The 23,997-nt window shown below is 63.3% G+C and carries 26 protein-coding genes; 11 read left to right on the top strand and 15 right to left on the bottom strand.

Annotation, left to right across the window (positions count from 1 at the left end):
- Positions 1-4: 4 nt before the first annotated feature.
- Complete coding sequence (locus VOI18_RS11390) at positions 5-607, top strand: hypothetical protein (RefSeq protein ID WP_323762538.1); 603 nt, start codon at positions 5-7, stop codon at positions 605-607.
- Positions 608-622: 15 nt separating this feature from the next.
- Positions 623-1,378 (top strand): hypothetical protein, encoded by a 756-nt coding sequence (locus tag VOI18_RS11385; RefSeq protein ID WP_323762537.1) that lies wholly within the window; start codon positions 623-625, stop codon positions 1,376-1,378.
- A gap of 234 nt (positions 1,379-1,612) precedes the next feature.
- On the opposite strand, the gene VOI18_RS11380 is transcribed toward VOI18_RS11385, so the two are convergent.
- A complete protein-coding gene (locus VOI18_RS11380) occupies positions 1,613-2,518 on the bottom strand; it encodes an ABC transporter permease subunit (RefSeq protein WP_323762536.1) in 906 nt (301 codons plus the stop codon).
- Positions 2,515-3,450 (bottom strand): ABC transporter permease, encoded by a 936-nt coding sequence (locus tag VOI18_RS11375; protein ID WP_323762535.1) that lies wholly within the window; start codon positions 3,448-3,450, stop codon positions 2,515-2,517. Before VOI18_RS11375 ends, VOI18_RS11380 begins: the two co-directional genes overlap by 4 nt.
- A gap of 364 nt (positions 3,451-3,814) precedes the next feature.
- On the opposite strand from VOI18_RS11375, the gene VOI18_RS11370 reads away from it, so the two are divergent.
- Together VOI18_RS11370 and VOI18_RS11365 are read left to right on the top strand one after the other, a co-directional pair.
- On the top strand, positions 3,815-4,765 hold the full coding sequence (locus VOI18_RS11370; RefSeq protein WP_323762534.1) for a hypothetical protein: 951 nt from the start codon (positions 3,815-3,817) through the stop codon (positions 4,763-4,765).
- Positions 4,762-5,676 (top strand): MBL fold metallo-hydrolase, encoded by a 915-nt coding sequence (locus VOI18_RS11365; protein ID WP_323762533.1) that lies wholly within the window; start codon positions 4,762-4,764, stop codon positions 5,674-5,676. Before VOI18_RS11370 ends, VOI18_RS11365 begins: the two co-directional genes overlap by 4 nt.
- A gap of 7 nt (positions 5,677-5,683) precedes the next feature.
- Here VOI18_RS11365 and VOI18_RS11360 read toward each other — a convergent pair whose 3' ends face one another.
- Complete coding sequence (locus tag VOI18_RS11360; RefSeq protein WP_323762532.1) at positions 5,684-6,115, bottom strand: helix-turn-helix domain-containing protein; 432 nt, start codon at positions 6,113-6,115, stop codon at positions 5,684-5,686.
- An 89-nt stretch (positions 6,116-6,204) separates the two neighbouring features.
- Between VOI18_RS11360 and VOI18_RS11355 the strand changes: the two genes are divergently transcribed.
- On the top strand, positions 6,205-6,855 hold the full coding sequence (locus tag VOI18_RS11355; protein ID WP_323762531.1) for a hypothetical protein: 651 nt from the start codon (positions 6,205-6,207) through the stop codon (positions 6,853-6,855).
- Between the two features lie 367 nt (positions 6,856-7,222).
- On the opposite strand, the gene VOI18_RS11350 is transcribed toward VOI18_RS11355, so the two are convergent.
- The 3 genes from VOI18_RS11350 to pdxH form a co-directional block, all read right to left on the bottom strand.
- Positions 7,223-7,930 (bottom strand): hypothetical protein, encoded by a 708-nt coding sequence (locus VOI18_RS11350; protein WP_323762530.1) that lies wholly within the window; start codon positions 7,928-7,930, stop codon positions 7,223-7,225.
- Between the two features lie 190 nt (positions 7,931-8,120).
- Positions 8,121-8,912 (bottom strand): DUF1499 domain-containing protein, encoded by a 792-nt coding sequence (locus VOI18_RS11345; protein ID WP_323762529.1) that lies wholly within the window; start codon positions 8,910-8,912, stop codon positions 8,121-8,123.
- Between the two features lie 25 nt (positions 8,913-8,937).
- Positions 8,938-9,606, bottom strand: a complete 669-nt coding sequence (pdxH, locus tag VOI18_RS11340; protein WP_323762528.1) for a pyridoxamine 5'-phosphate oxidase — start codon at positions 9,604-9,606, stop codon at positions 8,938-8,940.
- A gap of 426 nt (positions 9,607-10,032) precedes the next feature.
- Here pdxH and VOI18_RS11335 point away from each other — a divergent pair, with 426 nt between their 5' ends.
- The 6 genes from VOI18_RS11335 to VOI18_RS11310 all read left to right on the top strand — a co-directional run bounded on the left by VOI18_RS11335 (position 10,033) and on the right by VOI18_RS11310 (position 15,904).
- Positions 10,033-11,505 (top strand): P-loop ATPase, Sll1717 family, encoded by a 1,473-nt coding sequence (locus VOI18_RS11335; RefSeq protein ID WP_323762527.1) that lies wholly within the window; start codon positions 10,033-10,035, stop codon positions 11,503-11,505.
- Positions 11,506-11,706: 201 nt separating this feature from the next.
- Complete coding sequence (locus tag VOI18_RS11330) at positions 11,707-12,234, top strand: hypothetical protein (protein ID WP_323762526.1); 528 nt, start codon at positions 11,707-11,709, stop codon at positions 12,232-12,234.
- Between the two features lie 49 nt (positions 12,235-12,283).
- Positions 12,284-13,375, top strand: a complete 1,092-nt coding sequence (aroC, locus tag VOI18_RS11325; protein ID WP_323762525.1) for a chorismate synthase — start codon at positions 12,284-12,286, stop codon at positions 13,373-13,375.
- 210 nt (positions 13,376-13,585) lie between these two features.
- Positions 13,586-14,398 carry a hypothetical protein gene (locus VOI18_RS11320; RefSeq protein WP_323762524.1) on the top strand — a complete coding sequence of 271 codons (813 nt, stop codon included), beginning with the start codon at positions 13,586-13,588 and terminating at the stop codon, positions 14,396-14,398.
- On the top strand, positions 14,395-14,925 hold the full coding sequence (locus tag VOI18_RS11315) for a glycine zipper domain-containing protein (RefSeq protein WP_323762523.1): 531 nt from the start codon (positions 14,395-14,397) through the stop codon (positions 14,923-14,925). Before VOI18_RS11320 ends, VOI18_RS11315 begins: the two co-directional genes overlap by 4 nt.
- 187 nt (positions 14,926-15,112) lie before the next feature.
- Entirely contained in the window at positions 15,113-15,904 is a 792-nt protein-coding gene (locus tag VOI18_RS11310) for a hypothetical protein (protein WP_323762522.1), read from the top strand.
- A 35-nt stretch (positions 15,905-15,939) separates the two neighbouring features.
- Here VOI18_RS11310 and VOI18_RS11305 read toward each other — a convergent pair whose 3' ends face one another.
- From VOI18_RS11305 to VOI18_RS11265, 9 genes are all read right to left on the bottom strand, one after another.
- Positions 15,940-16,674 carry a TlyA family RNA methyltransferase gene (locus VOI18_RS11305; RefSeq protein WP_323762521.1) on the bottom strand — a complete coding sequence of 245 codons (735 nt, stop codon included), beginning with the start codon at positions 16,672-16,674 and terminating at the stop codon, positions 15,940-15,942.
- Positions 16,675-17,117: 443 nt separating this feature from the next.
- Positions 17,118-19,043, bottom strand: coding sequence for a 1-deoxy-D-xylulose-5-phosphate synthase (gene dxs, locus VOI18_RS11300; protein ID WP_323762520.1), 1,926 nt, complete (start codon positions 19,041-19,043; stop codon positions 17,118-17,120).
- A gap of 14 nt (positions 19,044-19,057) precedes the next feature.
- Positions 19,058-19,945 (bottom strand): farnesyl diphosphate synthase, encoded by an 888-nt coding sequence (locus VOI18_RS11295; RefSeq protein ID WP_323762519.1) that lies wholly within the window; start codon positions 19,943-19,945, stop codon positions 19,058-19,060.
- A 60-nt stretch (positions 19,946-20,005) separates the two neighbouring features.
- The gene (locus VOI18_RS11290; RefSeq protein ID WP_323762518.1) at positions 20,006-20,359 is read right to left on the bottom strand and encodes a tRNA-binding protein; all 354 of its coding nucleotides are present in this window, start codon (positions 20,357-20,359) and stop codon (positions 20,006-20,008) included.
- Positions 20,356-20,610, bottom strand: a complete 255-nt coding sequence (locus tag VOI18_RS11285; RefSeq protein WP_323762517.1) for an exodeoxyribonuclease VII small subunit — start codon at positions 20,608-20,610, stop codon at positions 20,356-20,358. The genes VOI18_RS11290 and VOI18_RS11285 overlap by 4 nt, the downstream gene beginning before the upstream one ends.
- Before the next feature lie 102 nt (positions 20,611-20,712).
- Positions 20,713-21,312, bottom strand: coding sequence for a histidine phosphatase family protein (locus tag VOI18_RS11280; RefSeq protein WP_323762516.1), 600 nt, complete (start codon positions 21,310-21,312; stop codon positions 20,713-20,715).
- An 85-nt stretch (positions 21,313-21,397) separates the two neighbouring features.
- Entirely contained in the window at positions 21,398-22,333 is a 936-nt protein-coding gene (locus VOI18_RS11275; RefSeq protein ID WP_323762515.1) for a histone deacetylase family protein, read from the bottom strand.
- Positions 22,334-22,399: 66 nt separating this feature from the next.
- Positions 22,400-22,807, bottom strand: coding sequence for an SET domain-containing protein (locus VOI18_RS11270; protein WP_323762514.1), 408 nt, complete (start codon positions 22,805-22,807; stop codon positions 22,400-22,402).
- A 408-nt stretch (positions 22,808-23,215) separates the two neighbouring features.
- Positions 23,216-23,953, bottom strand: a complete 738-nt coding sequence (locus VOI18_RS11265; protein WP_323762513.1) for a DUF4386 domain-containing protein — start codon at positions 23,951-23,953, stop codon at positions 23,216-23,218.
- Positions 23,954-23,997 lie beyond the last annotated feature (44 nt).

Genomic DNA, 23,997 nt, shown 5'->3' with positions numbered 1-23,997 from the left:
GACCATGAACGCGCGATTACTGATTCTTCTGCCCGCCGCCCTGATGGCCGCCCCGGTGTTCGCACAGGGCGCCGGATCGCCGCTGGACCCCTTGTTCACCTGCCGCGACATCGCCGATGACGGCGCCCGCCTGGCCTGCCTGGATGCGGCCGTCGACGCCTTGCGCGGCGAGACCGAGCGCGGCGATGTCGTCGCCGTCGATCGCCAGCAGATCGAAGCCGCCGAGGAAGCCACCTACGGTCTGAGCATCCCGCAGCTGCGCCTGCCGGGCTTCTCCCTGCCTGGCGGCGGTGAGGATGTCGAGCTGGCCGCCCTCGAGGCGGAAGCGGCCTCGCCGGAGCGGACAATTATTCGTGATGAGCGCGGCCAGATCGAACGCATTGAAGGCCTGCGCGTGGTCGAGATTTCAGAGAATCGCTCGGGCGACCTGCGCATCCGTCTCGCCAATGGCCAGGTCTGGCAACAGACCGACAACACCCATGTCCAGCTGTCGCGCCGACGGGCCGACACCGACTATACGGCCACAATCTCCAACGGGGCCCTGGGCTCCCATTTCATGCGTCTGGACAATGGTGGCCGCCGTTTCCGGGCCGAACGTGTCGAGTAACCAATCGAGGGTCTCATGACAGTCTCACGTCACGCGGTGATCGCCGCGCTTCTTCTCTCCACAGCGCTGCCCGCCAGCGCCTTCGCCCGGCAGGATGATGATGCGGTGGACGGCATCCTGGCCTGCCGCGGCGTCACCGAGACCGCCGCCCGGCTGGCCTGTTTCGACAGCGCCGCCGAGCGCCTGGCCGGCGACCGCGACAGCGGTGAGCTGATGATGGTCACCCGCAGCGATGTCGCTGCCGTGGAAGGCGACAGCTTCGGCTTCTCGATGCCGTCCCTGCCGCGTCTGCGCCTGCCGCGCCTCGCGCTCGCCGCCGCGGACCGTCAGCACGACGCCCTCGAAGGCGCGACCAACACCGTCGACATGACCGATCAGGCTCCTGCGGCAACCGCCGAAGCGACCGCGCCGGTTCCCGCAACTGACACGGCCACGGCCGCCTCCACGGCCGCGACCGCGCCCGCTTCGCCCGCTACGGCTGCTACGACGAGTTCAGACGCCGCCGAAACCTCGGTCGCCATCCTCGAGCGTGATCATGACGGCGATGTCTTCCGCGTCGAGATGGAGATCGAGCGCACCCGCACAGTCGGCTACAACACGACCGTCTTTTACATGACAAACGGTCAGGTCTGGCGCCAGACCGACACGACCCGCGTGCGCATGCCGCGCGGCGAAGGACACACGGCCGAGATCCGCCGCGGCGCCATGACCAGCTATCTGCTGCGTATCAACGGTTCTGGCCGGGCCATCCGCGTCGAGCGCCAGCGCTAGGGCGAGCCCGCAAGACAAAATGCAAGGCCGTCGGAGCGATCCGGCGGCCTTTCTTGTTGTGTGCCGACCCAATGATTGTCATCCCTGTTGGACGCCCCGCGAAGGCGGGGCGCAAGTCAGGGACCTGGCTGGTGGCGACCCCATAGGTCCCCGCCCTGCGTCCGGCCTTCGCCGGACATCCCGCGGGGATGACAAGAGAGCGTAGGGGCCCTTTGATATCGCTGTCCGGCGCGCCTACCGATCCTTCGGATCGATCGCGTCGCGCAGGCCGTCGCCAATGAAGTTGAGGCAGAACAGGGTCACCATCATGGTCACGGCAGGCCCGATCAGCGTCCATGGCGCCGGTTCCATGTCCTGCGCGCCCGCCGAGATCAGGCGGCCGAGCGAGGTCAGCGGCTCCTGCACACCCAGTCCGAGGAAGGACAGGAAGCTTTCGGCCAGGATCACCACCGGGATCATCAGCGTGACATAGACCACGACCGGGCCGAGCACGTTGGGGATGATGTGGCGCTGGATGATGTTGGGCCGCGAGACACCGGCGGCATGGGCCGCCTCGACAAATTCCATGCCCTTCAGGGCGATGGTCTGGCCACGTACGATCCGCGCCATGGTCAGCCATTCGACGGCGCCGATGGCAACGAAGATCAGCACGATATTGCGCCCGAAGGTGACCATCAAAATGATCACGAAGAAGATGAAGGGCAGCGAATAGAGGATGTCGACAAAGCGCATCATCAACTGGTCGACGCGACCACCGATGAAGCCCGCCGTCGCGCCCCAGGTCACACCGATCACCAGCGACACGAAGGTCGCGACGATGCCGACCATCAGCGACACGCCCAGTCCGACCAGGATGCGCGCAACCATGTCACGGCCCTGGGCGTCGGTGCCGAGGAGATGCCAGTTGTCCAGGGTCGGCCCGATCCACACGCGGTCGCGGTAGATGGTGTCGTAGTCATGCACCCAGAGCAGCTGGCCGATCGTGGCCAGGAAGACCAGGGTCCCCAGAACGATCATCGACACCACGGCGGCGCGGTTGCGCATCAGGCGTGCCCGCGCATCATCCCAGAGCGACCGGCCCTTGACGGCGGCTTTTTCGAGCAGCTCGGCTTTTTCCTGAGGTGTGGTGAGCATGGTCATGACTCGTATTTCACCTTCGGATTGAGCACGCCGTAAAGCAGGTCAGCGAGCAGGTTCAAAACGATGATCAGGGTCGCATAGACGATGACCACGCCCATCACGACGGTATAGTCACGCTGCAGGGCGGCATCGACGAAATGCTTGCCGATGCCCGGCAGCTGGAAGACGCGTTCGATGACCAGCGAGCCGGAAATCACGGCTGCCGAGGCCGGTCCCAGGTAGGACACCAGCGGCAGGATGGCCGAGCGCAGGGCATGACGGACAATGACCGCCGGCGCCGACAGGCCCTTGGCCCGGGCGGTGCGGATATAGTTGGAGCGAACGACCTCGATCATCGAGGCGCGCATCAGTCGGGCGATGATTGCGATCTGCGGCAGGGCCAGCGTGATGACCGGCAGGATCAGACGGTCCGGCGTCATCCCGAAACGTGGATCAAGCCCGCCGGTCGGCACCAGTCCCAGATAGAGACCGAAAACCAGCGCCAGAATGGGACCCATGACAAAGGGCGGGATCGATATGCCCACCATGGCAAAGGTCATGACGGAAAAGTCGGTACCGGAATTCTGTTTCAGCGCGGCGATGGAACCGAGCAGGGTTCCAAGTCCGATCGCCAGCAACATCGAGAACAGGCCGATGGTGGCGGAAACCGGGAAACCTTCCGCGATAATCTCGGCGACATTCTTGTCGCGCAGCTTGAGCGACGGGCCCAGATCCCCCTGGAAGAGGTTCCCCATATAGTCAAAATATTGAAAAATCAGCGGCTTATCGAGGCCGTAGCTAGCCATGATGACCTGACGCGTCTCTTCCGGCATCGGACGTTCGAGATCGAACGGTCCGCCCGGAGCGACACGCATCATGAAAAAGGCGACCGTGATGATCACCAGAATCGTCGGGATGGCGACGCTGAAGCGTCTGAGGACAAATCCAAGCATAAATTGTACGGCTCAGTTCAAGGTTCGCGCAGTTTCTATGCGACGCGCCTGATGTCAATGAAGGGTCTGTTGCTGTAATGCAGCATCATCCGCCGCCAACGGGGGCAAGGGAGCCGTCCGCGACAGTGTAGGCTCGACTGTTGCCTCACTGATAAAAAACTGGGTCATGATCAGCGCCAGCAGGAGCCAGCCCAGCCGCAAGATGCGCTTGCCTAGAAATCGACCGGCGTTCACATTCCCCTCCCGTGACCAAGACGACATAACCCGGTTACGCAAAATCCGCGCCGCCCGTGATCCGGAGTGAATTGCAAGTGTCCGGCGAATGCCTAGGATGCGGCGCGGTTACGAGTAGAAAGGCCTATCCATGCACAGTGCGCTGTGGTGGCGAGATTTCGAGTTCCAGGACGGTGTCGTCACCGTCAAGAAGACGGGTGCCCGTCTTCCGCTCAAACTGGGACTGATCAGCGAGGTCCTGTCCTGGTTCCCGTTCTACTTCATCGTCGAGGGCTGGCGCATCAAGTCGGCCTTGCGGACCGACGGGCCGAAAATCTGGTTCGCGCCGGACCGGCCGCGCCCCTGGTATCTGATCTGGTCCGTCCTGCACGCCGCCGGCGCGCGCATCGCGCGGCAGCCCAGCGAGGCCGATGCGGTTTTCGTGTTTGACGATTCGACCACCTGCCAGCCCTGCCATGTTCCGCCCGGTGCACGGGTCATCAATCGTGACTGCCAGAGCATCGAAAAAAGCCATGTGGCGCGGGTGTTCGAGCAGTCTTTCGGCTATTCCCTGTCGGTCGACCCGACCCGCTGGACCGGTCCAATGGTGGAAAAGTCCGAGCTCAACGGTGCCCATGACGGGCGTGTCATCCAGGGCCCGATCGAGGCCGCCCGACCCGGCCGTGTCTATCAGCGGGTGATCGACAACACCGTGCCCGGCGGCATGGTCGAGGACCTGCGCTGCGCCACCATGGACGGTCATATCCCCCTGGTCATCCGCAAGCGCCGCAAGCTGGTTTCCCGCTTTTCCAATTCCAATGACGAGATCGAGTGCGCCGAGACCAATGATGTCTTCACCGCCCGCGAGCGCGAACAACTGGCTGCTTTCACCCACGCCATGGGGCTGGACTGGGGCGGGCTGGACGTGCTGCGCAATCGCGAGGATGGACGGCTCTATGTCGTGGATGTGAACAAGACTGATATGGGTCCTCCGGTCGCCATGCAGTTGGATGACAAGATCAAGGTCACCAGGCGTCTGGCTGCGGCATTTCTGGAATTCCTCGGCCACCCCAAACCGGAACCGATCAAGCAAGTCTCATGAGTTCAATTCCCTTCGTACGCGATTTCGACTTCGAATACGGGCGTTGTGACACGCTCTCCCCGCTGATCCGGCGCGTCGTGGCGCCCAATCCCGGCCCCTTCACCTACACCGGCACCGGCGTCTACATCATCGGGCATGGCTCGGTCGCGGTGATCGATCCCGGCCCCGTCGACCCGGCCCATATCGAGGCGCTCGACGCGGCACTGGCGGGCGAAACCGTCAGCCACGTCTTCGTCACCCACCACCATCTCGACCATTCACCGCTCGCCCACCCGCTGGCCGAGCGGCATGGCGCGAAAGTCTATGGCTTCGGCCCGCAACAGACAGCGCCGGCCGGCGGCGAGGTCCGTCTCGAGGCCGGCGACGATGTCGGCTTCCAGCCGGACATCCAGATCGTCGACGGGCAGACCTTCCAGGGCGACGGCTGGTCGCTGCAGGCCCTGCACACGCCCGGCCACACCTCCAACCATGTCTGCTATGCGCTGCTGGAGGAGAACACGCTGTTTTCCGGCGACCATGTGATGGCCTGGTCGACCAGCGTGATCAGCCCGCCGGACGGGCATATGGGCGACTATCTTTACCAGCTCGGCCGCATGCGCGACCGTGACTTTGACCGCGTCTGGCCGACCCATGGCCCCGCCATCGAAGCGCCGAGCGCCTTCATCCAGGCCTATATCGATCACCGCCTGGCCCGCGAGGACCAGATCCTGGCCTGCCTCGCCGATGGCCACACGACCATCCGCGAGATGGTCGAGGTGATGTATGCCGATATCGACAAGCGCCTTCACCCGGCCGCCGCCCATTCCGTGCTGGCACATGTGATTCACCTGGTCGAACTGGGCAAGGTTGCCAGCGACACGGTCGACCAGATCGATCTGACCGCGACTTTCAAGCTGGCCGAGGCCGCGTAGCCAGGGCTCAATCCGGACCCGGGCCGCTTTCATCCCCATCGAGTTGGGCCAGGATCGCCGCCTTCACACCGTCCGGGTTAACCTCATAAGCTTGCAAAAACCCGGGCGGCGTATTGGTCGCGGCGTCGTGGCGGGCGCTCCAGGCCGTGATTTCGAGCATGACCGGCAGCAGGTCCCGGCCTTTCGATGTCAACGCATAGACCTGGCGCTGCCCTTTCGGCCCGTGCCGCTCGATGATGCCGTGGGCTTCCAGCCGCTTCAGCCGCTCGGCCAGGATATTGGTCGATATCCCCTCGTCGGACTCCAGAAAGCCGCCATAGGTCTGCTTTTGCTTGAACATCAGGTCGCGCACGATCAACAGCGTCCATCGGTCGCCGAAGGTCTCGAGGACGAAGTTGATCGGGCAGTGCGAGCGGCAGGCGTCTGACGTGCGGGACATGTCTCTGCCTATCATTTCACTTGCTTTTTGCAAGTATATGATGCCTTGTCCGACTAAACTTGCATTTTGCAAGCAAAATGAGGATCGACATGCGCAGACCCCCTATCCGATTGATCGCCCTGGCCGCGATTGCCGTGCTGACGCTGGCCGCTTTCTGGAGCTATCAGTGGCAGGCCAACCCGTTGAGCCAGGCAGAAATCGACGCCTATATGGAGCAAATCGAGGCCCAGACCCGGCAACCCGGCGGCCGCCACGACCTGGCAGCCCTGCGCGGTTTACTGGAAAGCGATGACGGTCGCCCGGTCTATACGGTGAACCTCTACGAATTCCACGACCAGGCCGACTATCCGCCCGCATCGGGCTTTGGCGGCACCGGGGAAGAGGCCTATGCCCGCTTTGCTCAGGTGATGGTCCCGCTGATGCTGGAACGCGGCTCCCACCCCGTCTTCTCCAGCCAGTGGGCCGACCCGTCCAGCAATGGCTGGGACCGCTTCGTGATCGTTCGCTATCGTGATCGCCGCGCCCTGGTCGACCTGTTTGCGACCGACGCCTTCGCCGAAGGATCCTTGCACAAATGGGCGAGCATCCGCCGGCATGAGCGCCTTCTGGTGCAGGGCATCCACATTCCCGGTGGCGGCTGGGTGATCGCGCTGATCAGCCTTCTTCTGACAGCACTGATCGGATGGAGCCTGGCGTGGTCTTCCGGCAGGACAGCGCGCCCGACCCGCCAACGCGCCTGAAGCAACCCTTGTCATCCCCGCTGGATGTCCGGCGCAGGCCGGACGCAAGGCGGGGACCTAACTGATTGCAGGCACATTTGTCATCCCCGCTGGATGTCCGGCGCAGGCCGGACGCAAGGCGGGGACCTAACTGATTGCAACCACATAGGTCCCTGACTTGCGCCCCGCCTTTGCGGGGCGTCCATCAGGGATGAAAAGCGCCAGCTACCCGGCCTCACCCTCGCCACCCATCACCGCGAGAAACTGTTCGACGCGGCGGGCGTTGCGGCCGAGATCATGGACCGATGGCTGGGCTGGGAATGGATGTCGACGTAGCGGACAGCCTAAATTCTCGCGTGGCGGGAATTCCTGACAACTGTGGTCGAGCCTATGTCCGGCGTCTCTGACTGATGTGAACCCATGGGGTGGACGGAAAGAAGCCAGCGCTGCCCGGCATCTGCTCCCGGGTCTCACTGGGCCGAGGGAAGACAATACGCTCGGGCTCCCGACGGGGAATCTGCACATGTACACCTGTTCTTTGATAGACGTAGCGAGCGATCTCCTCATTGGGACCGTTCTCGACAACCTGAATGAAACGAACAGCGTACATTCCGTCATTGCGGCGATTGAAATTCATCCGAATTTCAGCGCCTGTCGCGGGATTCACATTGGTATAGATTGCAGTCTGCCAATGGCGCTCGATGAGACATCCGTCTTCGTCCCGAACTTCCTCGAAAGTCACGTCACCGAAAAATTGGTCTGAGCGCGGGAGATGGAAGCTCATCCCGTCTGCTTGGGGCTTTCCGACCAGCATTGGCGGCGCATTTCCAACATCACCACGCGACCTCGCGGCAACGAGATCGAAGCGACCCAGGTCCTGGAACACAAAAGACCAGTGGCAGCTATCGCCCTCCAATGCCTCGTCAACAACCTGATTGGTGTCTGGGGATATGCGCGGGCGTCGCTGCACGCTGGCGGTGGCTGCGCCCGTTTGCGCGGCAGCACTAAAGGTTTCGAGCAGACCCACAGACGGCGCGACCATCATTCCGCTAACGCCCACCATCAACGCAATCGCTGCATGCTTCAATGAAGTCATTGAACTCCCCTCAAATTACTTGAGCGAAATGCTAAAACACGAACTTATCCATGTCCATTCCGTTTCATTTCATTTTCGCCCACGCTGATTGATTGCCTCCTGTCGGGTCCAAGAAAACGCAATCATTCATTGCAAATCTGGCAAGAAAAGCGGCCGAACCCGCCCAAACCGGAGCAGGGTCCCTCGGGTCCTACCCGGCCTCACCCTCGCCACCCATCACCGCGAGAAACTGTTCGACGCGGCGGGCGTTGCGGCCGAGATCATGGACCGGCTGCTGCGCGAGGGAGCGGATGTCGATCTGCGTGCGTCCGTCCTCCAGCGCGCGCACACGCACCGAGATGTCGTCGCGGAAACCGTACATCAGGCTCTCGGCGCCAGCTTCGAACATGCCGGCGGAATCCGAGGCCGTGCCGATCCGCCAGCCGCTGTCGCGAGCATAGAGCAGGGCCTCGCGAAAGGCGCTGCTTGCGTCCTGCTCGATAACCAGGCTGGTGAGATGGGGATAATGCTCGGCCTGTGCAGCGGCGAAGGACGGGTCATAGTCAAGAGATCGTCGGGCATCGCCGCGACGCGACGCATAGGCGGCGGTGAAGTGCGGCGGCTCGGCGGCATCGGTTGTCACATCCAGGACCACCGGTCGGCTGGCGGAAAGGCCGTCATAGACATAGCGCCCGGCAAAACCGGCGCCCGCCACCACCAGGGCCAGGACCGGCAGGCTGACCATGCCGATCCAGCGGCGGGCCACAAATCGGTGGGTGATGAGCAGGGTCGTCATCAACAGGCCGGCGACCGCACAGGCCAGAACCAGCTTGGGGCCGGTCTCCAGCGTCATCCAGTCGAGACCGAACTCATAGCCCCAGAAACCCAGCTTGGTCCCCAGTGCAGCCACCAGAAACCACAGCGGCGTCACCAGCACCAACGGGGCCAGAATCCAGCCAAGCGTCTGGATCGCCAGGCGCAGGATGTTCGTCAAAGTGTCCACAGCTCGGCCCCCTCAGGCATCCTGTTCAGGGATACAACCGGGTCACCGTCCAAGTCGACCCCAAATCCGGCCTGTCAAAAAACATTCTGTCATGGAGACGGAAGGGCCGGTCGCGCCAGAATTCCAGGCTCAGCGGACGGATCCGGAAGCCCGACCAGTGCGCCGGCCGCGGCACCTCACCCAGACCGAAGCGCGCCGCCTCGCGGGCCACCGATTTTTCAAGCGCGAACCGGCTTTCCAGCGGCCGCGACTGTTTCGAGGCCCAGGCGCCGATCCGGCTGTCCCGCGCCCGGGAGGCGAAATAGGCATCGGCCTCGGCGGCGCTGACCGGCTCGACCGCCCCCCTCACCCGCACCTGGCGACGCAGGGATTTCCAGTGAAAACAGAGCGCTGCCTGCGGATTGTCGGCCAACTGCCCGCCCTTGCCGCTGTCCAGATTGGTGTAGAAGACGAAACCGTCGGCATCGAGCTCCTTCAAAAGCACCATGCGCACATCCGGCAGGCCGGACGCGTCCGCCGTCGCCAGCGCCATGGCGTTGGGATCATTGGGCTCTTTCTTCTTCGCCTCGGTCAGCCAGTCGGCAAAGAGGGCGAACGGCTCGTCACGATCAAAGATCTCCGCCGCATTTGCCTCGGCCGTCTTGGCATAGGCGTCGGCATCGGGGCTGGCGGGGATGAGTTTGTCGTCGGACATGAAGGGCGCTCCAGAAACACGTGCGCCTAGGTAAGCCCATGGCACGCCGCGTCAAGCTTTCCCGGTGTGTCGATGAACAAACCCTCGATCTGCAAACCGGGGCCTGAAGCATCAGATTGAGCCGGAGACCGGCGCGGCCCCGGTCGCGCTCGGCTATCCATGGATCGCTTGTCAGCCAGCAGGCCGTATCCGGTTCTTCAGCTCAAGGGTAAAACCGCGAAGCGGCCGCTCTGCGGCCCTTGACCTGAAGAACCGGATACGGCGATCTCTCGGCAAGCGAATTATGGTGGGGTTTGCGCCGGAGGGGCGGACGCCGGGGATTAATTGTGTCTGTCCCGATCCCACCAGGGCCGCACAAACCAGAGTGCATTGCTTCAACGCTCAAACCGCTTTAGGTTGTGATCCGCTAAACTAATCGAGATTGCTATGCCGCGCTTTGATGATGCCACCATCGAGAAACTTTTTGGCGCCGAAGATGCTGAGAATGAAGACGTTGAACGATTCAAAGAATACTTCGTCTCGAATCGAGCCTTTGAGAACCTTCAGAGCGATCTCCCAATCCGGGTCGTTGTCGGTCACAAAGGTGTAGGGAAGAGTGCGTTGTTGAAACGTGCATTTCTGAGCGACGGTGACACCGATCAACTTGCAGTGTGGATTCAGCCAAACGACATTGCCGGCCTAGGTGGATCCAAAGAAATTGAATTCAATCAAAGAATAGAAAATTGGAAAAATGGAATACTTAAAATTATCGCCGAAAAGGCGACTAATAAATTTATAGATAAAAATAGCGAAAAATATTTCGATAACATTGATCTAGCCAGAAATCCTATTAGGGCCATTACTGGTATTCTAAAAAGGATAAAGTCCGAAGAATTACAAATTACAAATGAAATTGTATTGGACAATTTTTTTGAGGAACAGGTCATATCGGTTTATATAGACGATGTTGATCGTGGATGGTCCGCTTCCTATACTGATATTCAAAATATTTCTGCGTTACTAAATGCAATTCGTGATTTGGCCGGGCAAGATAAGCGGCTCATGTTTCGTGTTGGCCTGCGGAGTGACGTTTATTTCCTCGTTCGGACGTCCGATGAATCCACAGACAAAATCGAACGGCAAATAATTTGGGTGGAATGGACCAACAATGAAATTCTCCGGCTCATTGCTAAAAGGATCGAAACTTTTTTTGATCCGGATGCAGATACCCAGCACATCGAAACTATGTCGCAAAAAGCGATTTCGAGTGAAATTTTGTCGAAAATTATGACGCCAAAGTTTGAGGGGCTAGGACATTGGAGCGACCGTTACATCCACCATGTTCTTCTTTCGCTTTGCCGAAAACGACCTAGAGATTTGGTGAAGCTTTTACATGCAGCGGCGAGAAATGCTTTTAAAGAAGATCAGGTAACAATAAGTTCAAATAATTTCGAGAAAGCCTTTGAGCCGTATTCGCATGAAAGAATGCAAGATGTGATAAATGAATTTAAGAGCGAACTTCCAAGTATTAAGTCATTATTGTTGTCCATGCGCCCAACGAAAAAGGGTCGAAAAACGGCTGAATCATTTTTATTTTCTAATGACTCGATGGTTATAAAAATCAAGGAAATTATTTCTCATAACAATCTATTTTTTAAGAACGGGAGCGCTGCCACGCCTAAAAGTATAATTCATTTTTTGTATAAAATAGATTTCATTACTGCGAGGCGCGATATTAAGGGTGAGGCTGACGCACTTGGGCCTCGAACCGGAAGAATTGACAGAAAATACTTTGACCAAAGCAGGTTCTTGGCGAATGAGTCCGTTGAATTCGGATATGGTTGGGAAATCCATCCCGCTTATCGATGGGCGCTCCAGCCCCAGGATGTTCACCAGGTTCTCGATTCACTCGGTGTGTAATATGCGCATTGTGAGCGGCGTGTACCTCCGATGCGCCGCGGTAAACTGTGCGATTGCGGAATAACCGGGGACACGTACCGTTTTCCCGACGCGTGCAAGTTGGACAAGTCCACACCTGCCGTCAACGAGCGCCTCGGGCGGAATAAGCCCCTCCCCCGCCGCGTCAACCTTTCAGGAATCTTCTCGTGCTAGATCAACCTCATGACATCGCGTGTTGTGAGTTTGGATGCGGCTTTCGCTGTCCTGGGGGTGGCCCCGGTGGACGGTGTTGCGGCGGCGCGTGCGGCGTTTCGGTCCCGCGTCAAACGCCTGCATCCCGACGTCACGCCACCGACTGCCGCGACGCTGGCCGAACTCGCCCACATTGTCGCCGCCATGGACTATATCCGCGCTTCGGCGCCGGTCTGCCTGGAAATCGAGATCACGGCGGCGCAGGCAGAACGTGGTCTGACCCGCACCCTGCGCCACGGCGACAAATCCCTGCTGGTTCGCATTCCGCCCGGCACACATGACGGGGCTGACCTGGCTGCCGTCGGAGAAGACCGTATCAGCGTGACGATCCGCGTGCAGTCCGCCGAGGAGGCGCCGGTCGATCCGCGATCCGACTTCTCCGATTGCCCCGATTTTCCCGATGCGGCAGACCTCGACGCCTTCATGCACGAATTCTCGCGCCCCTCGGTGACCACCCGCCTCGCCCGCTGGGTCCGCAAAGCGCAGTCGGCGGCGTGACCTGACGCCAAGCTGTGTCTAATCTGCCCGCACTCAAGGCGGATACACCATGTCACACAACACGTTCGGACATCTCTTCCGGGTCACCACCTGGGGCGAAAGCCATGGGCCTTCGATCGGCGCCGTCGTCGATGGCTGCCCGGCCGGCATTCCGCTGACCGAGGCCGACCTTCAGCCCTTCCTCGACCTGCGCCGTCCGGGCACTTCGCGCCATGTCACGCCGCGCCAGGAGCCCGACCAGGTCCGCATCCTGTCGGGCACTTTCGAGGATGACCGCACGGACGGGCCGGTGACGACGGGCGCGCCGATCAGCCTGATGATCGAGAATACCGATCAGCGCTCGAAGGATTACAACGCCATCCGCGACAAATGGCGGCCCGGCCATGCCGACTACACCTATGACATGAAGTACGGCATCCGGGATTATCGCGGCGGCGGTCGCTCCTCGGCCCGTGAAACCGCGATGCGGGTCGCCGCCGGCGGCATTGCCCGCAAGGTGCTGGGCGATGGCATCTCGATCCGCGCCGCCCTGGTGCAGGTGGGTGATCGCGCCATCGACCGCACCTGCTGGGACTGGGACGAGGTGAGCAACAACCCGTTCTTCTGCCCCGACGCGACAACCGCCGCCCTGTGGGAAGCCGACATGGACGCCCTTCGCCGGGCCGGTTCCTCCACGGGCGCCATTGTCGAAGTCGTCGTCTCCGGCGTTCCGGTCGGCTGGGGCGCGCCCGTCTATGCCAAGCTCGACAGTGAACTGGCCGCCGCGATGATGACCATCAATGCGGTCAAGGGCGTCGAGATCGGCGCGGGTTTCGGCTCTGCCGCCATGCGCGGCGAGGACGCCGCCGACGAAATGCGCATGGGCGAGGATGGTCCGGTGTTCGGCTCCAACCATAATGGCGGCGTGCTGGGTGGTATTTCCACAGGGCAGGACCTGGTGGTCCGCTTTGCCGTCAAACCGACCTCCTCGATCACCGTCGAGCGCAACACGCTGGACCGCAATTTCGAGGAAACCGTGATCGAGACCCGCGGTCGCCACGACCCGTGCGTCGGCATCCGCGCCGTGCCGGTCGGCGAGGCGATGGCGGCGCTGGTGCTGGCCGACCAGAAGCTGCGCCATGCGGGCCAATCCGCCTGGTGATCACAAAGGTGAACCCGGCGTTCATGTTCGGCTCATACGCGAATCTCTAGGTTCGGCGCAGATTGGCCGGGTCTGCCCGGCGACACCCGGAGACCGCCCGCATGCAGTTGCTCAAGCACAAATGGCTTTGCGCCTCACTCGCCAGCCTCATCCTTCTGCCCACAGCGTTCGTCACCGCGCCGGCCGAGGCCCAGCGACGCGGCGGTGGGGATGAAGTCCGAAGCTCGGATGGCAATGAGACCGGGCGCGGAGCCCGACGTGGCGGCAATCCGCAACGCCGTGAAGCCCGCAATGAACGTCCGCGCCGCGATGCAGCACCGGCCACCCGGCCTACATCGCGCGACCGCCCGGCTCCGACATCCCGCCCGGATCGGCCACGACGCCCTGACAGCCGCCCTGGTGGCCGCAGCCCGGACGCCCGTCCCGGCGGACGTGGTCCTGAATCACGGCCCGGCGGTCGAGGCCCGGACACCCGGCCTGACCGGCCCCGTCGTCCCGACTCGCGTCCGGACCGTCCCCGTCGTCCGGACTCCGGACCACGCGGTCGGGGACCGGACAGTCGTCCTGACCGGCCCCGCCGTCCCGACTCGCGTCCGGACCGTCCCCGTCGTCCGGACTCCGGACCACGCGGTCGGGGACCGGACAGCCGTCCTGATCGGCCCCGCCGTCCCGACACAGGTCCTGTTGGTCGCCGTCCCGATACCCGGCCTGACCGCCCTCGTCGGCCGGACAGTCGTCCCGGTGGACGTGGCCCCGACAGCCGGCCGGATCGCCGTCGCCGCCCGGATGGTGGCTGGGATCGCGACCGTCGTCGCCCCGATGGTGGCTGGGATCGCGACCGTCGCCGTCCCGACGTCCGTGGACCCGGCTCTCACCGACCTGGCGGCCGGCATGACTGGCGGCAATGGCGTGACCGCGACGATCGTCGCGACCGCCGGCGCTGGGAGCGGGCGCAACGGCGCTACAATTTCTATCGCGACCAACGCCGGCACCAGGCCCAGCGTCGCTGGATCCGCCACATGAATCACGGCTGGTCGAACTCGCGCTATTACGGCAGCTGGGGACCGTCGAGCCGCTGGCGCTACAACACGCGCTATTACGACTACGGTTATTCCAACCGTCAGTTCGCCTATTATGACGGTATCTGCCGCTACAATAACAATGGCGACGGCGCCGTGGTCGGAGCCCTGCTGGGCGCCATCATCGGTGGTGCCGCGGCTGGCGATGACAATGTCGGTGCGGGTATCCTGCTCGGCGCGGGCTTTGGTGCCGCCCTGGGCAGCTCGGTCAGCCGGTTCGATGATTGTGACCGCGCGCAGTATCACTACGCGATGAACTATGCCTTCGAATACGGACAGCCTTATTACTGGGGCAATCCCTATTCCGGCGTGCGCGGTGCGGTCATCATCCGCGAGACCTATTACAATGCCGGCGTCGAATGTCGCTGGGGTGATGCCGAGATCTACATGCCGGACGGGACCTATAATTACGACCGTGTGCGCATGTGCCGGGATGCCTATGGCGACTGGCAGGTCTCGCAATACCAGTAGGCCACTGGCCGAAAGACCCGTGACCCTGTGTGCGTGGGGTCACAAAGGAGAAAGGCCGATCCAGCCGGGTCGGCCTTTTTCTTGCGTATTGTTCATCGGGCCGTTCATGTGCGGCTCATCGACGGCGCGCTAGAACCGGCATCAACACCGGCGACATCCGTCGCGCAGCCCCAAGTCGGAGGTAGAGATGAAACTGCTGACCCCCACGCTTCTCGCCGCAACGGCACTGAGTGTCGCCCTGCCGTCCATGGCCCAGGCCCAGAGCTATCAGGCCCAGAATTATCAGGACTGCGAGTCCGAACGCCAGGGCCGTCAGGTCGCCGGCGCCATCATCGGTGGCCTGCTCGGCGCCGTGATCGGCAATGAATTGGCCGATGACAGCAACAACAACCGCCACAGCCGCGACAGTCATTATGGTCGCGGTGGACGCGGCGGACATGGCAGCTGGGGCCGCGGCCGTGGCCATCGCTACCAGCACCGCGATCGCGGCAATGCCGAGGAAGTCGGCACCATTGCCGGGCTGGGTGTCGGCGCGGTGATCGGGGCCGGCATCGCCGGCGGTGGCGACTGCAACACGGTCCGCGCCACTCCGCAAAACCCTTATCCGGGCAAGCCAGGCGGCTATTACGACAACAGCGCCTACAACCAGAATGACGCCTACTATGACGACCCGTACCAGGCCGGTTATGACGACAGCGCCTATTACGACGACAACGCCTACTACGCCGACAGCTATGGCTCGTCGGGCGAGCTGCTCGGTGGCGCCGAACGCGCTGACCACGCCCGCACCTACAATGCCTCGGCCTATGACGGCCAGTCGCAGAGCAGCGCCAGCTATCAGGTAAACTCGGCCACCGGTGCCTGTCACTGGTCGCAGACCCGCCGCATGGACGCTTACGGCCAGACGGTCACCGACCAGGTCTATATGTGCCAGGGCAGTGACGGCATCTGGCGTCCGGCCGACACCTACGGTCAATAGGGTCCATCCGACCCGGGACACGCGTCTCAGGGGATTCAGGTTTGAAGCGAACGGCTGGCGGCGATAAGGTATTCCCTGTTGCCGTCGCCGCCTTCGATCGGACTGTCCATGACCGCGCGTACCGAAAAGTTTTCCAGGCCCTCAAGGCCTGCCCGAACGGTTGCGACCGCATTGTCGCGCGCCTCATCGCTTTTCACCAGGCCGCCCTTGCCGATCAAGGCCTTGCCGACCTCGAACTGGGGTTTGATGAGCGCGATCAGGTCGCTGGTCGCAGCGCTCAGCGCCAGGGGCCGGGCGATGACCTTGAGCATCGAGATGAAGCTGGCATCGCAGACCACCAGCGAGGGTGGCTCGGACAACATCTCCGCCGCCAATGACCTGGCATCGGTCGACTCCAGTGACGTGACCCGCCGGTCAGCCTGAAGCGAGGCGTGCAACTGGTCGCGCCCGACATCCACCGCATAGACATGCCGCGCCCCGCGCGCCAGTAGGACCTCGGTGAAGCCGCCGGTCGAAGAGCCGACGTCGAGACAAACCCGATCCGCCGGATCCACCGCGAAAGCATCCAGCCCCGCTACCAGTTTGAGCGCTGCCCGCGACACCCAGGGATGCGCCGCCTCGGCCACGATCTCGGCCCCGTCCGGGATCTTCTGCGACGGTTTGGACACGGCCACCCCGTTCACCGAAACCTTCCCCGCCGCAATCGCCGCCTGCGCCCGCGCGCGGGTGTCGAAATGACCGTGTTCGACGAGGTAGAGGTCTGCGCGCATGGGTGGGGTCCGGTTGAGGGTTGGGGAGGATAGGAGTCAGTTTAGCGGGGGCTGCAGGGTGGGCCAGCTTGCGCTGCATGAAGGCCCCCACCAACAGGTCCTTCCCCTAACAAGGGAAGGTGGGCCGAGGCGCAGCCTCGGGTCGGATCGGGTGAAACGCGCAGCGTTCCGGAACTGACCGCCCGTCACCCACTCCGTCTCGCCGCTGTCGCGACGATCCACCTCGCCCATCAAGGGCGAGGACCTGTGAAACAAAGCGCACGGGCAACAGAGACAGGTGTGTTGTCCTGCTTTACGGATACACAACGCTTGTCATCCCCGTTGGATGTCCGGCGAAGTCCGGACGCAGGACGCGGACCTAACTGCCTGCAAAAACAGGTCCGGGACTTGCGCTCCGCCTGCGCGGGTCGTCCATCCGGGATGACAACTTGGACAGCCCGTCCCTACCCCGCGATCAGCGCCGCAGCCACACGCTCCGCCGCCGCATCATCCTTGCCCATGGCCTCCAGCGCCTTGGCAGCGATGTGGCGGGCGTTGAGGCCGGCGGTTTCGTACATGTCGAAGGGGGCTTCCTGATCCTGGAAGATGTCCGGCAGGGTCAGGGTGCGCACGCGCAGACCGCGGTCCAGCGCGCCCTTGTCAGCCAGCAGGTGCAGGACGAAGGCGCCAAAGCCGCCGACAGCGCCCTCTTCCACCGTGATCAGGACCTCATGCTCGCGGGCCAGGCGCAGGATGAGGTCTTCATCGAGCGGTTTGGCGAAGCGGGCGTCGGCGACCGTGGTCGAGAAACCCTGGGCGGCCAGCGCGTCGGCGGCCTTGAGGCTTTCCTCGAGACGGGTGCCCAGCGACAGGATGGCTATGCGCGAGCCTTCGCGCACGATGCGGCCCTTGCCGATCTCCAGCGGCTCGATCACCTCGGGCATCTCGACGCCGGTGCCATTGCCGCGCGGGTAGCGGAAGGCCGACGGGGTATCGTCGATCAGGGCTGCCGTCTTGACCATGCGCGACAATTCCAGCTCGTCGGCGGCGGCCATCACAACCATGCCCGGCAGCGCGCCGAGATAGCCGACGTCGAAACTGCCGGCATGGGTGGCCCCGTCGGCACCGACCAGACCGGCCCGGTCTATCGCAAAGCGCACGGGCAGCTTCTGGATCGCCACATCATGGACGACCTGGTCATAGCCGCGCTGCAGGAAGGTTGAATAGATCGCGGCGAACGGCTTCATGCCATCGGCAGCGAGGCCAGCCGCGAAGGTCACGGCGTGCTGTTCGGCGATGCCGACATCAAACATCCGGTCCGGGAAGCGCTCCCCGAACAGGTCGAGCCCGGTGCCGCCCGGCATGGCGGCGGTGACGCCGACGACGCGACTGTCGGCCTCGGCCTCGCGGATCAGTTGCTGGGCGAAGACCTTGGTATAGGACGGCGCGGCCGCCTTGGATTTTTGTTGCTCGCCGGTGATGACGTTGAACTTGGCGACGCCGTGATACTTGTCGTCGGCGGCTTCGGCGGGGGCATAGCCCTTGCCTTTCTGGGTCACGACATGGATCAGGACCGGACCATTGTCGCCGTCGCGCACATTGCGCAGCACCGGCACCAGCTGGTCGAGATCATGGCCGTCGATCGGGCCGACATAGCGAAAGCCCATCTCCTCGAACAGCGTACCGCCCATGGCCATGCCGCGCATGTACTCCTCGGCCCGGCGCGCGGCTTCCTCGACCCGAAGCGCTTTGGCGACGCCCTTGCCGAGCTTGCGGATGGAGCGATAGCCCTGCGAGGAGACCAGGCGGGCGAAATAATGGCTCATCGCGCCGACCGGCGGGGCGATGGACATGTCATTGTCGTTGAGGATGACGATCAGGCGGCCACCGATATGGCCGGCATTGTTCATCGCCTCATAGGCCATGCCTGCCGACATCGAGCCATCGCCGATGACCGCGATCACATTGCGCTGCTCGTCCTTGAGATCGCGACCGACGGCAAAGCCGAGCGCCGCCGAGATCGAGGTCGAGGCGTGGGCAGCGCCAAACGGGTCGTATTCGCTTTCCGAGCGCTTGGTGAAGCCGGACAGGCCGCCGGGCTGGCGCAGCGTGCGGATGCGGTCACGGCGACCGGTCAGGATCTTGTGCGGATAACATTGGTGGCCGACATCCCAGATCAGCGTGTCGGTCGGCGTGTCGAAGACGTGGTGGAGCGCGGTCGTCAGCTCGACCACGCCCAGACCGGCGCCCAGATGCCCGCCGGTGACGGAGACCGCGTCGATGGTCTCGGCCCGCACTTCGTCAGCCAGCGTCTTGAGCCGGTCGATCGGCAGATTCTTCAGATCTGCCGGTGAGTTGACGGTGTCGAGGATCGGGGTTTTCGGTACCATTGGCCTACAGCCTTTCACGAGCGCCGCGCCAGAATGAAGTCGACGGCCTCTCTCAAAACATCTGCCCGCGCACCAAAGGGATCAAGGTGTTCCTTGGCCTGTGCGGCCAAGTGCCGCGAGCGGTCACGCGCGCCCTCGATGCCCAGAATGGTGACAAAGGTGGCTTTTCCTTGACCGGCATCCTTGCCGAGCGCCTTGCCCGCCTCATCCTCATCACCCGTGGCATCCAGGAGATCATCGGTGATCTGATAGGCCAAGCCGAGATCGTGGGCAAACCCTTCCAGCGCCCGCCGGACCGGATCATCAACATCCTTGAGGATGGTGACAGCCTCCACGGCGTAGGAAATCAGTGCCCCGGTCTTCATCCGGTGCATGCGGGTGACGACGGAAATGTCGAACTGTTCGGTCTCGGCGCGGATATCGATCATCTGCCCGCCGACCATGCCATAGGGCCCGGACGCCCGGGACAGGCGCTCGACCAGGCGGGCGCGGACGCTGCCGCGCTGATGGGTATCGGGATGGGCCAGGATTTCGTAGGCGATCGACTGCAGTCCATCTCCGGCGAGGACCGCGGTCGCCTCGTCATAGGCCTTGTGGACGGTCGGGCGGCCCCGACGCATGTCGTCATCATCCATGCAGGGCAGGTCGTCATGGATGAGTGAATAGGCGTGGACGCATTCCAGCGCGCAGGCGGCGCGCAGGGCACCGCGCTCGTCGGCATGGACGAGATGCCCGGCCTCGATGGTCAGGAAGGGACGCAGGCGCTTGCCCGGTCCGAGGGCCGCATAACGCATGGCCGAATTGAGATGGGCTTCCGGCCCTTCAGCGCGCGGCAGCAACGCATCCAGCGCAACCGTCACGCGGTCGGCATGCTCGTTGAGTCGCTGTTCGAAATTCTCCATCTGCCCTGCCTGTCCTGTCCTTTGCGTCGCGTCATCGCAGACGCGGACCTGCTGCGATGCCTAGTGCAGACGAGCGCCGTCCGGCACCGACTGGTCCGGTGCCATCAGCACGATCTCTCCCATGCCATCAGAAACGCCGAGAGTCAGCACTTCAGAGCGCATCGGGCCGATCTGGCGTGGCGGAAAATTCACCACAGCCAACACCTGTCGGCCGATCAGCGCGTCGGGTGTGTAGTGCGTGGTGATCTGCGCCGACGACTTTTTCGTCCCCAGCTCGCCGCCAAAATCGATCCACAGGCGGATAGCCGGCTTGCGGGCCTCGGGGAAAGGCTCGGCGCGCACAACCGAGCCGACCCGGATGTCGAGCTTGAGGAAGTCCTCGATCGACGCGAGGCCGGACGAAAGGTCCGTCATGCCGGGTCGAGTCCGGCCGGTTCGGTTGCCGGCTGGCCATCCTCGCCGCGGACGATCTTCTCGACCTTCAGCTCGGCGCTTTTCAGCTTGCTGTCACAATAGGCGCGCAGCGCGGCACCACGCTCATAGATCTCGATCGAGCGTTCCAGTTCAACCTCGCCGGATTCCAGCTGGCGCACGATGCCTTCGAGTTCGGCGAGCGCCGCCTCGAAGCTCAGGGTCGCGATGTCGGCATGCGGTTCGGCGGCCATGCTCTCTCTCCGTATCCGGTTCGTTACGATCCCGGTCAGCCCGGTCATGATCTCAATGCGCGGTCACCATAGGAAGCCCGTGGCAGGGCCGCAATCGGCGCGTCAGTCGCCGCGATACTCATAGCGGCGCCAGGACCAGTAACTGTCCCCGCCATCACGGACACAGACCCAGCCGGAGGCCTTGAGATGCGGCCGCATCATGCGGTTGAACCAGCCATGGGCACAGCACACGACCGGGCCGGTCTCGGCGGCCTCGATCAGTCGGTTAACGGCGCGGGCGGCGCGCTGGTCGGCCTCGACACGGCTCTCGCGGCCACGCGACTGACCCAGCCACCAGGTACAGCGGGCAAAAACGCCCCAGGTCTTGGCCATGAATCGACCGGGCCAGGGCGGTGGCGGCAGTTCGGCTTCAACGAAATCATCCTCGATCACCAGCTCGCGCCCCGGTGCCACAGCCTGGGCGGTCTCGATCGCCCGGCGCAGGGTCGAGGCAAAGATCGTACGGGCACCGACCGCCTGGTCCTTCAGCGGCTCCGGTGCGACCTGGCCTGCGACCAGCGGCGCCGGCTGATAGGTATTGTCCCACCAGTCCTCATAACCGCGCCAGTCCATCATCGCCTCGCGATTGGCGAGCGGCTGGCCGTGGCGGGCGATGGTGATGTAGCCGGGCCGCCTGGCAGCCGTGGTGTCAATCTCGGTCATGCAATGTCACGGTCACGCGCGGGGGCCAGCGCGGGGCAAGCTCGGCAGCCGGCACGCCCCGTCGCAGCCTGGCAGAATTCGGATGTCACGCCTGCGACAGCGCGTCGACATAAGCCGACGCCGACCGCCCCAGGGCCGGACAGTCGTAGCCACCCTCCAGCACGGAAACAAGCCGGGAACCGGCAAATTCTCGGGCAATCCCAGCCAGCTGCCCGGCGGCCCAGGCATAGTCATTGCTGCGCAGGCCCCAGCCACCGACCGGATCATCCGCATGCGCATCAAATCCGGCCGAGACCAGGACCAGTTGCGGTCGCGCCCGACGCAGGGCCGGCAGTACCCGGTCCCCGAACCGTTGTCGCCATTGCGGACCGGTCACGCCATCGGGCATCGGGCAGTTGAGGACATTGCCGTTGAGGCCGGTCTCACCCTTCCCGCCCGTGCCCGGATAGAGCGGCGCCTGGTGCAGGGACGCGAAAAACACCCGTGCCTCCCGCTCAGCCAGGCATTGCGTGCCATTGCCGTGATGGACGTCGATATCGACGATGGCGACCGAGGTCAGGTCGTGCACGTCCAGGGCATGGGCCGCCGCAATGGCGATGGTGTTGAACAGGCAAAACCCCATCGGACGGTCCGGCTCGGCGTGATGACCCGGCGGACGGGCCAGCACGAAGGCCGCGCCTCCGGCCTCATCCGCGATCACCTGGTCCACTGCCGCGACCGCACCACCGACGGCGCCCAGCGCGGCCGCCACCGAGCGATCGCAGACCAGAGTGTCCGGGTCCAGTGCCTGCCACTCGCCGGCCGGAGCCTGCGCGCAGGCAGTCAGGACACGGTCGGCATGGGCGGCGCTGTGAAAGCGCGCCACATCGGTCATTGCCCCGGTCGGCGCCTCCCTCCAGTCGCAGCCCGGCAGGGCCAGCAAGGCCTCGCGGACCGCCTCATATCGCCCGACATGCTCGGGATGGCCGGGCGGGACGGCGTGGAGGCGGCTTGCGGGACTGTCGAAGATCGTGGTTTTCATGCCACCCACCTTGCGGCCAACGCGGCGCGCTTTCCAGCCCCGGCCGTGCGTTCCGACCGGGAATTCTCAGGCCGGCGCCGCGACCAAGCCGGGCCGGGCCGAGCTCGGCAGGAGCACGACATCCTCCATGAACTGGCTGTAGTCACACAGGATTTCCTCACCGAAATGGATATCGCGACGGGCCTCGCCATTGCCGTCGGCACGGAAATCGATATTCGGCTCGGCACAATGATTGAGAAACCGGGCATGGTCGCCATCGAGCAGATAGCCGTTCAGCCCGCGATCGAAATAGGCATAGCGCTGCATGTATTGACGATAGATCTGCGGCCGCTCGGCCAGCTGGGCCTCGGTCAGGATCAGGTCGACTGCCGGGTCGAGCACCCAGACCAGGGTCCCGGCCGGAATGAATTCAGACGCAAAGACGCCCAGCCCTTCCAGGGGGCTGGGAGCCAGATAGGTGTCCACGAGAAGCATGGATGGGTCACTCCGGCCGGCCGCGTCGACGGCTGGCGAAGGGTCAGCGGCGGTCCGCTTGTGGGCGACCGGCCGCAGAGTGCGACGCTCCAACTCCCATAGTGGCGAATTTTGAAAAAGCGCAAGCGGGATTTTGGGCTGCGCCCGTGGGCCTGACCGAAAGGGTCAGAAATTGTAGGGCGAGCCGCCCTGGATCCAGGCGATCGCGAAACCAATGGCCACGCCTGCTATCACCACCACACTGATCCACCCGCCACCTGATCGCGTCCTCATCGTCCCGCCCCTCATCGCATGGTCCCGAGAGACAGACCCTAATGGTAAATGCGATTCACCCAACCTCTAAGTTGTTAGAAATGACAACGAGTTACACAGGGTGTGACGGCCATCACACCCTGTGTTCGACGCCCGTCAGGGGGCCGCGGCACCGCGGACGGCCAGCGGAGACTGGCCGGTCCGGCGCTTCGTGTTGATCCCCGCAAAGAGCAACCACAACGCCACAACCCATTCAAACAGGGCACCCGGCATGAAGAATAGCATGACGTGCGATTGCACCGACGGGAACAAGATGATGGTCGCGGCCACGGTCCCGACGACCAGATAGGTGATCATGCCCCAGACCGCGAGCCAACGCGGGAGGAAGCGCGAGCGGAAGAACAGGGCGAAGAAAACAACGCCGCCCACGGCCATCGGGATCAGCAGGAAATAGATCGCCGACCCGTAGACATCGCGCAGGAGCGTCACCAGGGCGGAGCGTTCCTCACCCGAAAAGCCGGGACTCAGATCGGGGTTCACGATGGCGGCGAAGGCGGCATATTTGAAGATGATGAAGGTCGCCCCCATGGCGCTTTCGATCAGCCGGCAGAAGGCACCGACCAAGGCGCCGCCCTGGCTCACCGGCCTCAGCACCGCATACATGGCAGCTGCCGATATGACGACGAAGGTATACATCACCGCCTCGGCCAGAAGCCCCGTGCGAAAGAGAAATTCCAGCGACTGCGACGCCGCCTCCCCACCCGCCAGCGCACCAAGGCCCGGTATCGGTCCGAAAGTGATGTAGATCCCGGTGGCGGAATAGATGACGTAGGACAGGCCGGCCAGCCGGGCCATGCGGCGGGCGGACTGATCGGAATAGTGTATTGCGGACATGGCGTAAGCGCTCCCGTCGACCAAGCAGTGAACCAAGCCGGTGC

The organism is Maricaulis sp. (genome assembly GCF_034670125.1).
Lineage (GTDB): Bacteria > Pseudomonadota > Alphaproteobacteria > Caulobacterales > Maricaulaceae > Maricaulis.
Note: the sequence above shows the minus strand (reverse complement) of the source record. Positions and strands in the feature narration are given on the sequence as shown.

What these genes read in the sequence shown, in the direction of transcription:
- VOI18_RS11390 (WP_323762538.1), top strand. Translation starts at nt 5, where the DNA reads ATGAACGCGCGATTACTGATTCTTCTGCCCGCCGCCCTGATGGCCGCC.
- VOI18_RS11385 (WP_323762537.1), top strand. Translation starts at nt 623, where the DNA reads ATGACAGTCTCACGTCACGCGGTGATCGCCGCGCTTCTTCTCTCCACA.
- VOI18_RS11380 (WP_323762536.1), bottom strand. Translation starts at nt 2,518, where the DNA reads ATGACCATGCTCACCACACCTCAGGAAAAAGCCGAGCTGCTCGAAAAA.
- VOI18_RS11375 (WP_323762535.1), bottom strand. Translation starts at nt 3,450, where the DNA reads ATGCTTGGATTTGTCCTCAGACGCTTCAGCGTCGCCATCCCGACGATT.
- VOI18_RS11370 (WP_323762534.1), top strand. Translation starts at nt 3,815, where the DNA reads ATGCACAGTGCGCTGTGGTGGCGAGATTTCGAGTTCCAGGACGGTGTC.
- VOI18_RS11365 (WP_323762533.1), top strand. Translation starts at nt 4,762, where the DNA reads ATGAGTTCAATTCCCTTCGTACGCGATTTCGACTTCGAATACGGGCGT.
- VOI18_RS11360 (WP_323762532.1), bottom strand. Translation starts at nt 6,115, where the DNA reads ATGTCCCGCACGTCAGACGCCTGCCGCTCGCACTGCCCGATCAACTTC.
- VOI18_RS11355 (WP_323762531.1), top strand. Translation starts at nt 6,205, where the DNA reads ATGCGCAGACCCCCTATCCGATTGATCGCCCTGGCCGCGATTGCCGTG.
- VOI18_RS11350 (WP_323762530.1), bottom strand. Translation starts at nt 7,930, where the DNA reads ATGACTTCATTGAAGCATGCAGCGATTGCGTTGATGGTGGGCGTTAGC.
- pdxH (WP_323762528.1), bottom strand. Translation starts at nt 9,606, where the DNA reads ATGTCCGACGACAAACTCATCCCCGCCAGCCCCGATGCCGACGCCTAT.
- VOI18_RS11335 (WP_323762527.1), top strand. Translation starts at nt 10,033, where the DNA reads ATGCCGCGCTTTGATGATGCCACCATCGAGAAACTTTTTGGCGCCGAA.
- VOI18_RS11330 (WP_323762526.1), top strand. Translation starts at nt 11,707, where the DNA reads ATGACATCGCGTGTTGTGAGTTTGGATGCGGCTTTCGCTGTCCTGGGG.
- aroC (WP_323762525.1), top strand. Translation starts at nt 12,284, where the DNA reads ATGTCACACAACACGTTCGGACATCTCTTCCGGGTCACCACCTGGGGC.
- VOI18_RS11320 (WP_323762524.1), top strand. Translation starts at nt 13,586, where the DNA reads ATGAAGTCCGAAGCTCGGATGGCAATGAGACCGGGCGCGGAGCCCGAC.
- VOI18_RS11315 (WP_323762523.1), top strand. Translation starts at nt 14,395, where the DNA reads ATGAATCACGGCTGGTCGAACTCGCGCTATTACGGCAGCTGGGGACCG.
- VOI18_RS11310 (WP_323762522.1), top strand. Translation starts at nt 15,113, where the DNA reads ATGAAACTGCTGACCCCCACGCTTCTCGCCGCAACGGCACTGAGTGTC.
- VOI18_RS11305 (WP_323762521.1), bottom strand. Translation starts at nt 16,674, where the DNA reads ATGCGCGCAGACCTCTACCTCGTCGAACACGGTCATTTCGACACCCGC.
- dxs (WP_323762520.1), bottom strand. Translation starts at nt 19,043, where the DNA reads ATGGTACCGAAAACCCCGATCCTCGACACCGTCAACTCACCGGCAGAT.
- VOI18_RS11295 (WP_323762519.1), bottom strand. Translation starts at nt 19,945, where the DNA reads ATGGAGAATTTCGAACAGCGACTCAACGAGCATGCCGACCGCGTGACG.
- VOI18_RS11290 (WP_323762518.1), bottom strand. Translation starts at nt 20,359, where the DNA reads ATGACGGACCTTTCGTCCGGCCTCGCGTCGATCGAGGACTTCCTCAAG.
- VOI18_RS11285 (WP_323762517.1), bottom strand. Translation starts at nt 20,610, where the DNA reads ATGGCCGCCGAACCGCATGCCGACATCGCGACCCTGAGCTTCGAGGCG.
- VOI18_RS11280 (WP_323762516.1), bottom strand. Translation starts at nt 21,312, where the DNA reads ATGACCGAGATTGACACCACGGCTGCCAGGCGGCCCGGCTACATCACC.
- VOI18_RS11275 (WP_323762515.1), bottom strand. Translation starts at nt 22,333, where the DNA reads ATGAAAACCACGATCTTCGACAGTCCCGCAAGCCGCCTCCACGCCGTC.
- VOI18_RS11270 (WP_323762514.1), bottom strand. Translation starts at nt 22,807, where the DNA reads ATGCTTCTCGTGGACACCTATCTGGCTCCCAGCCCCCTGGAAGGGCTG.
- VOI18_RS11265 (WP_323762513.1), bottom strand. Translation starts at nt 23,953, where the DNA reads ATGTCCGCAATACACTATTCCGATCAGTCCGCCCGCCGCATGGCCCGG.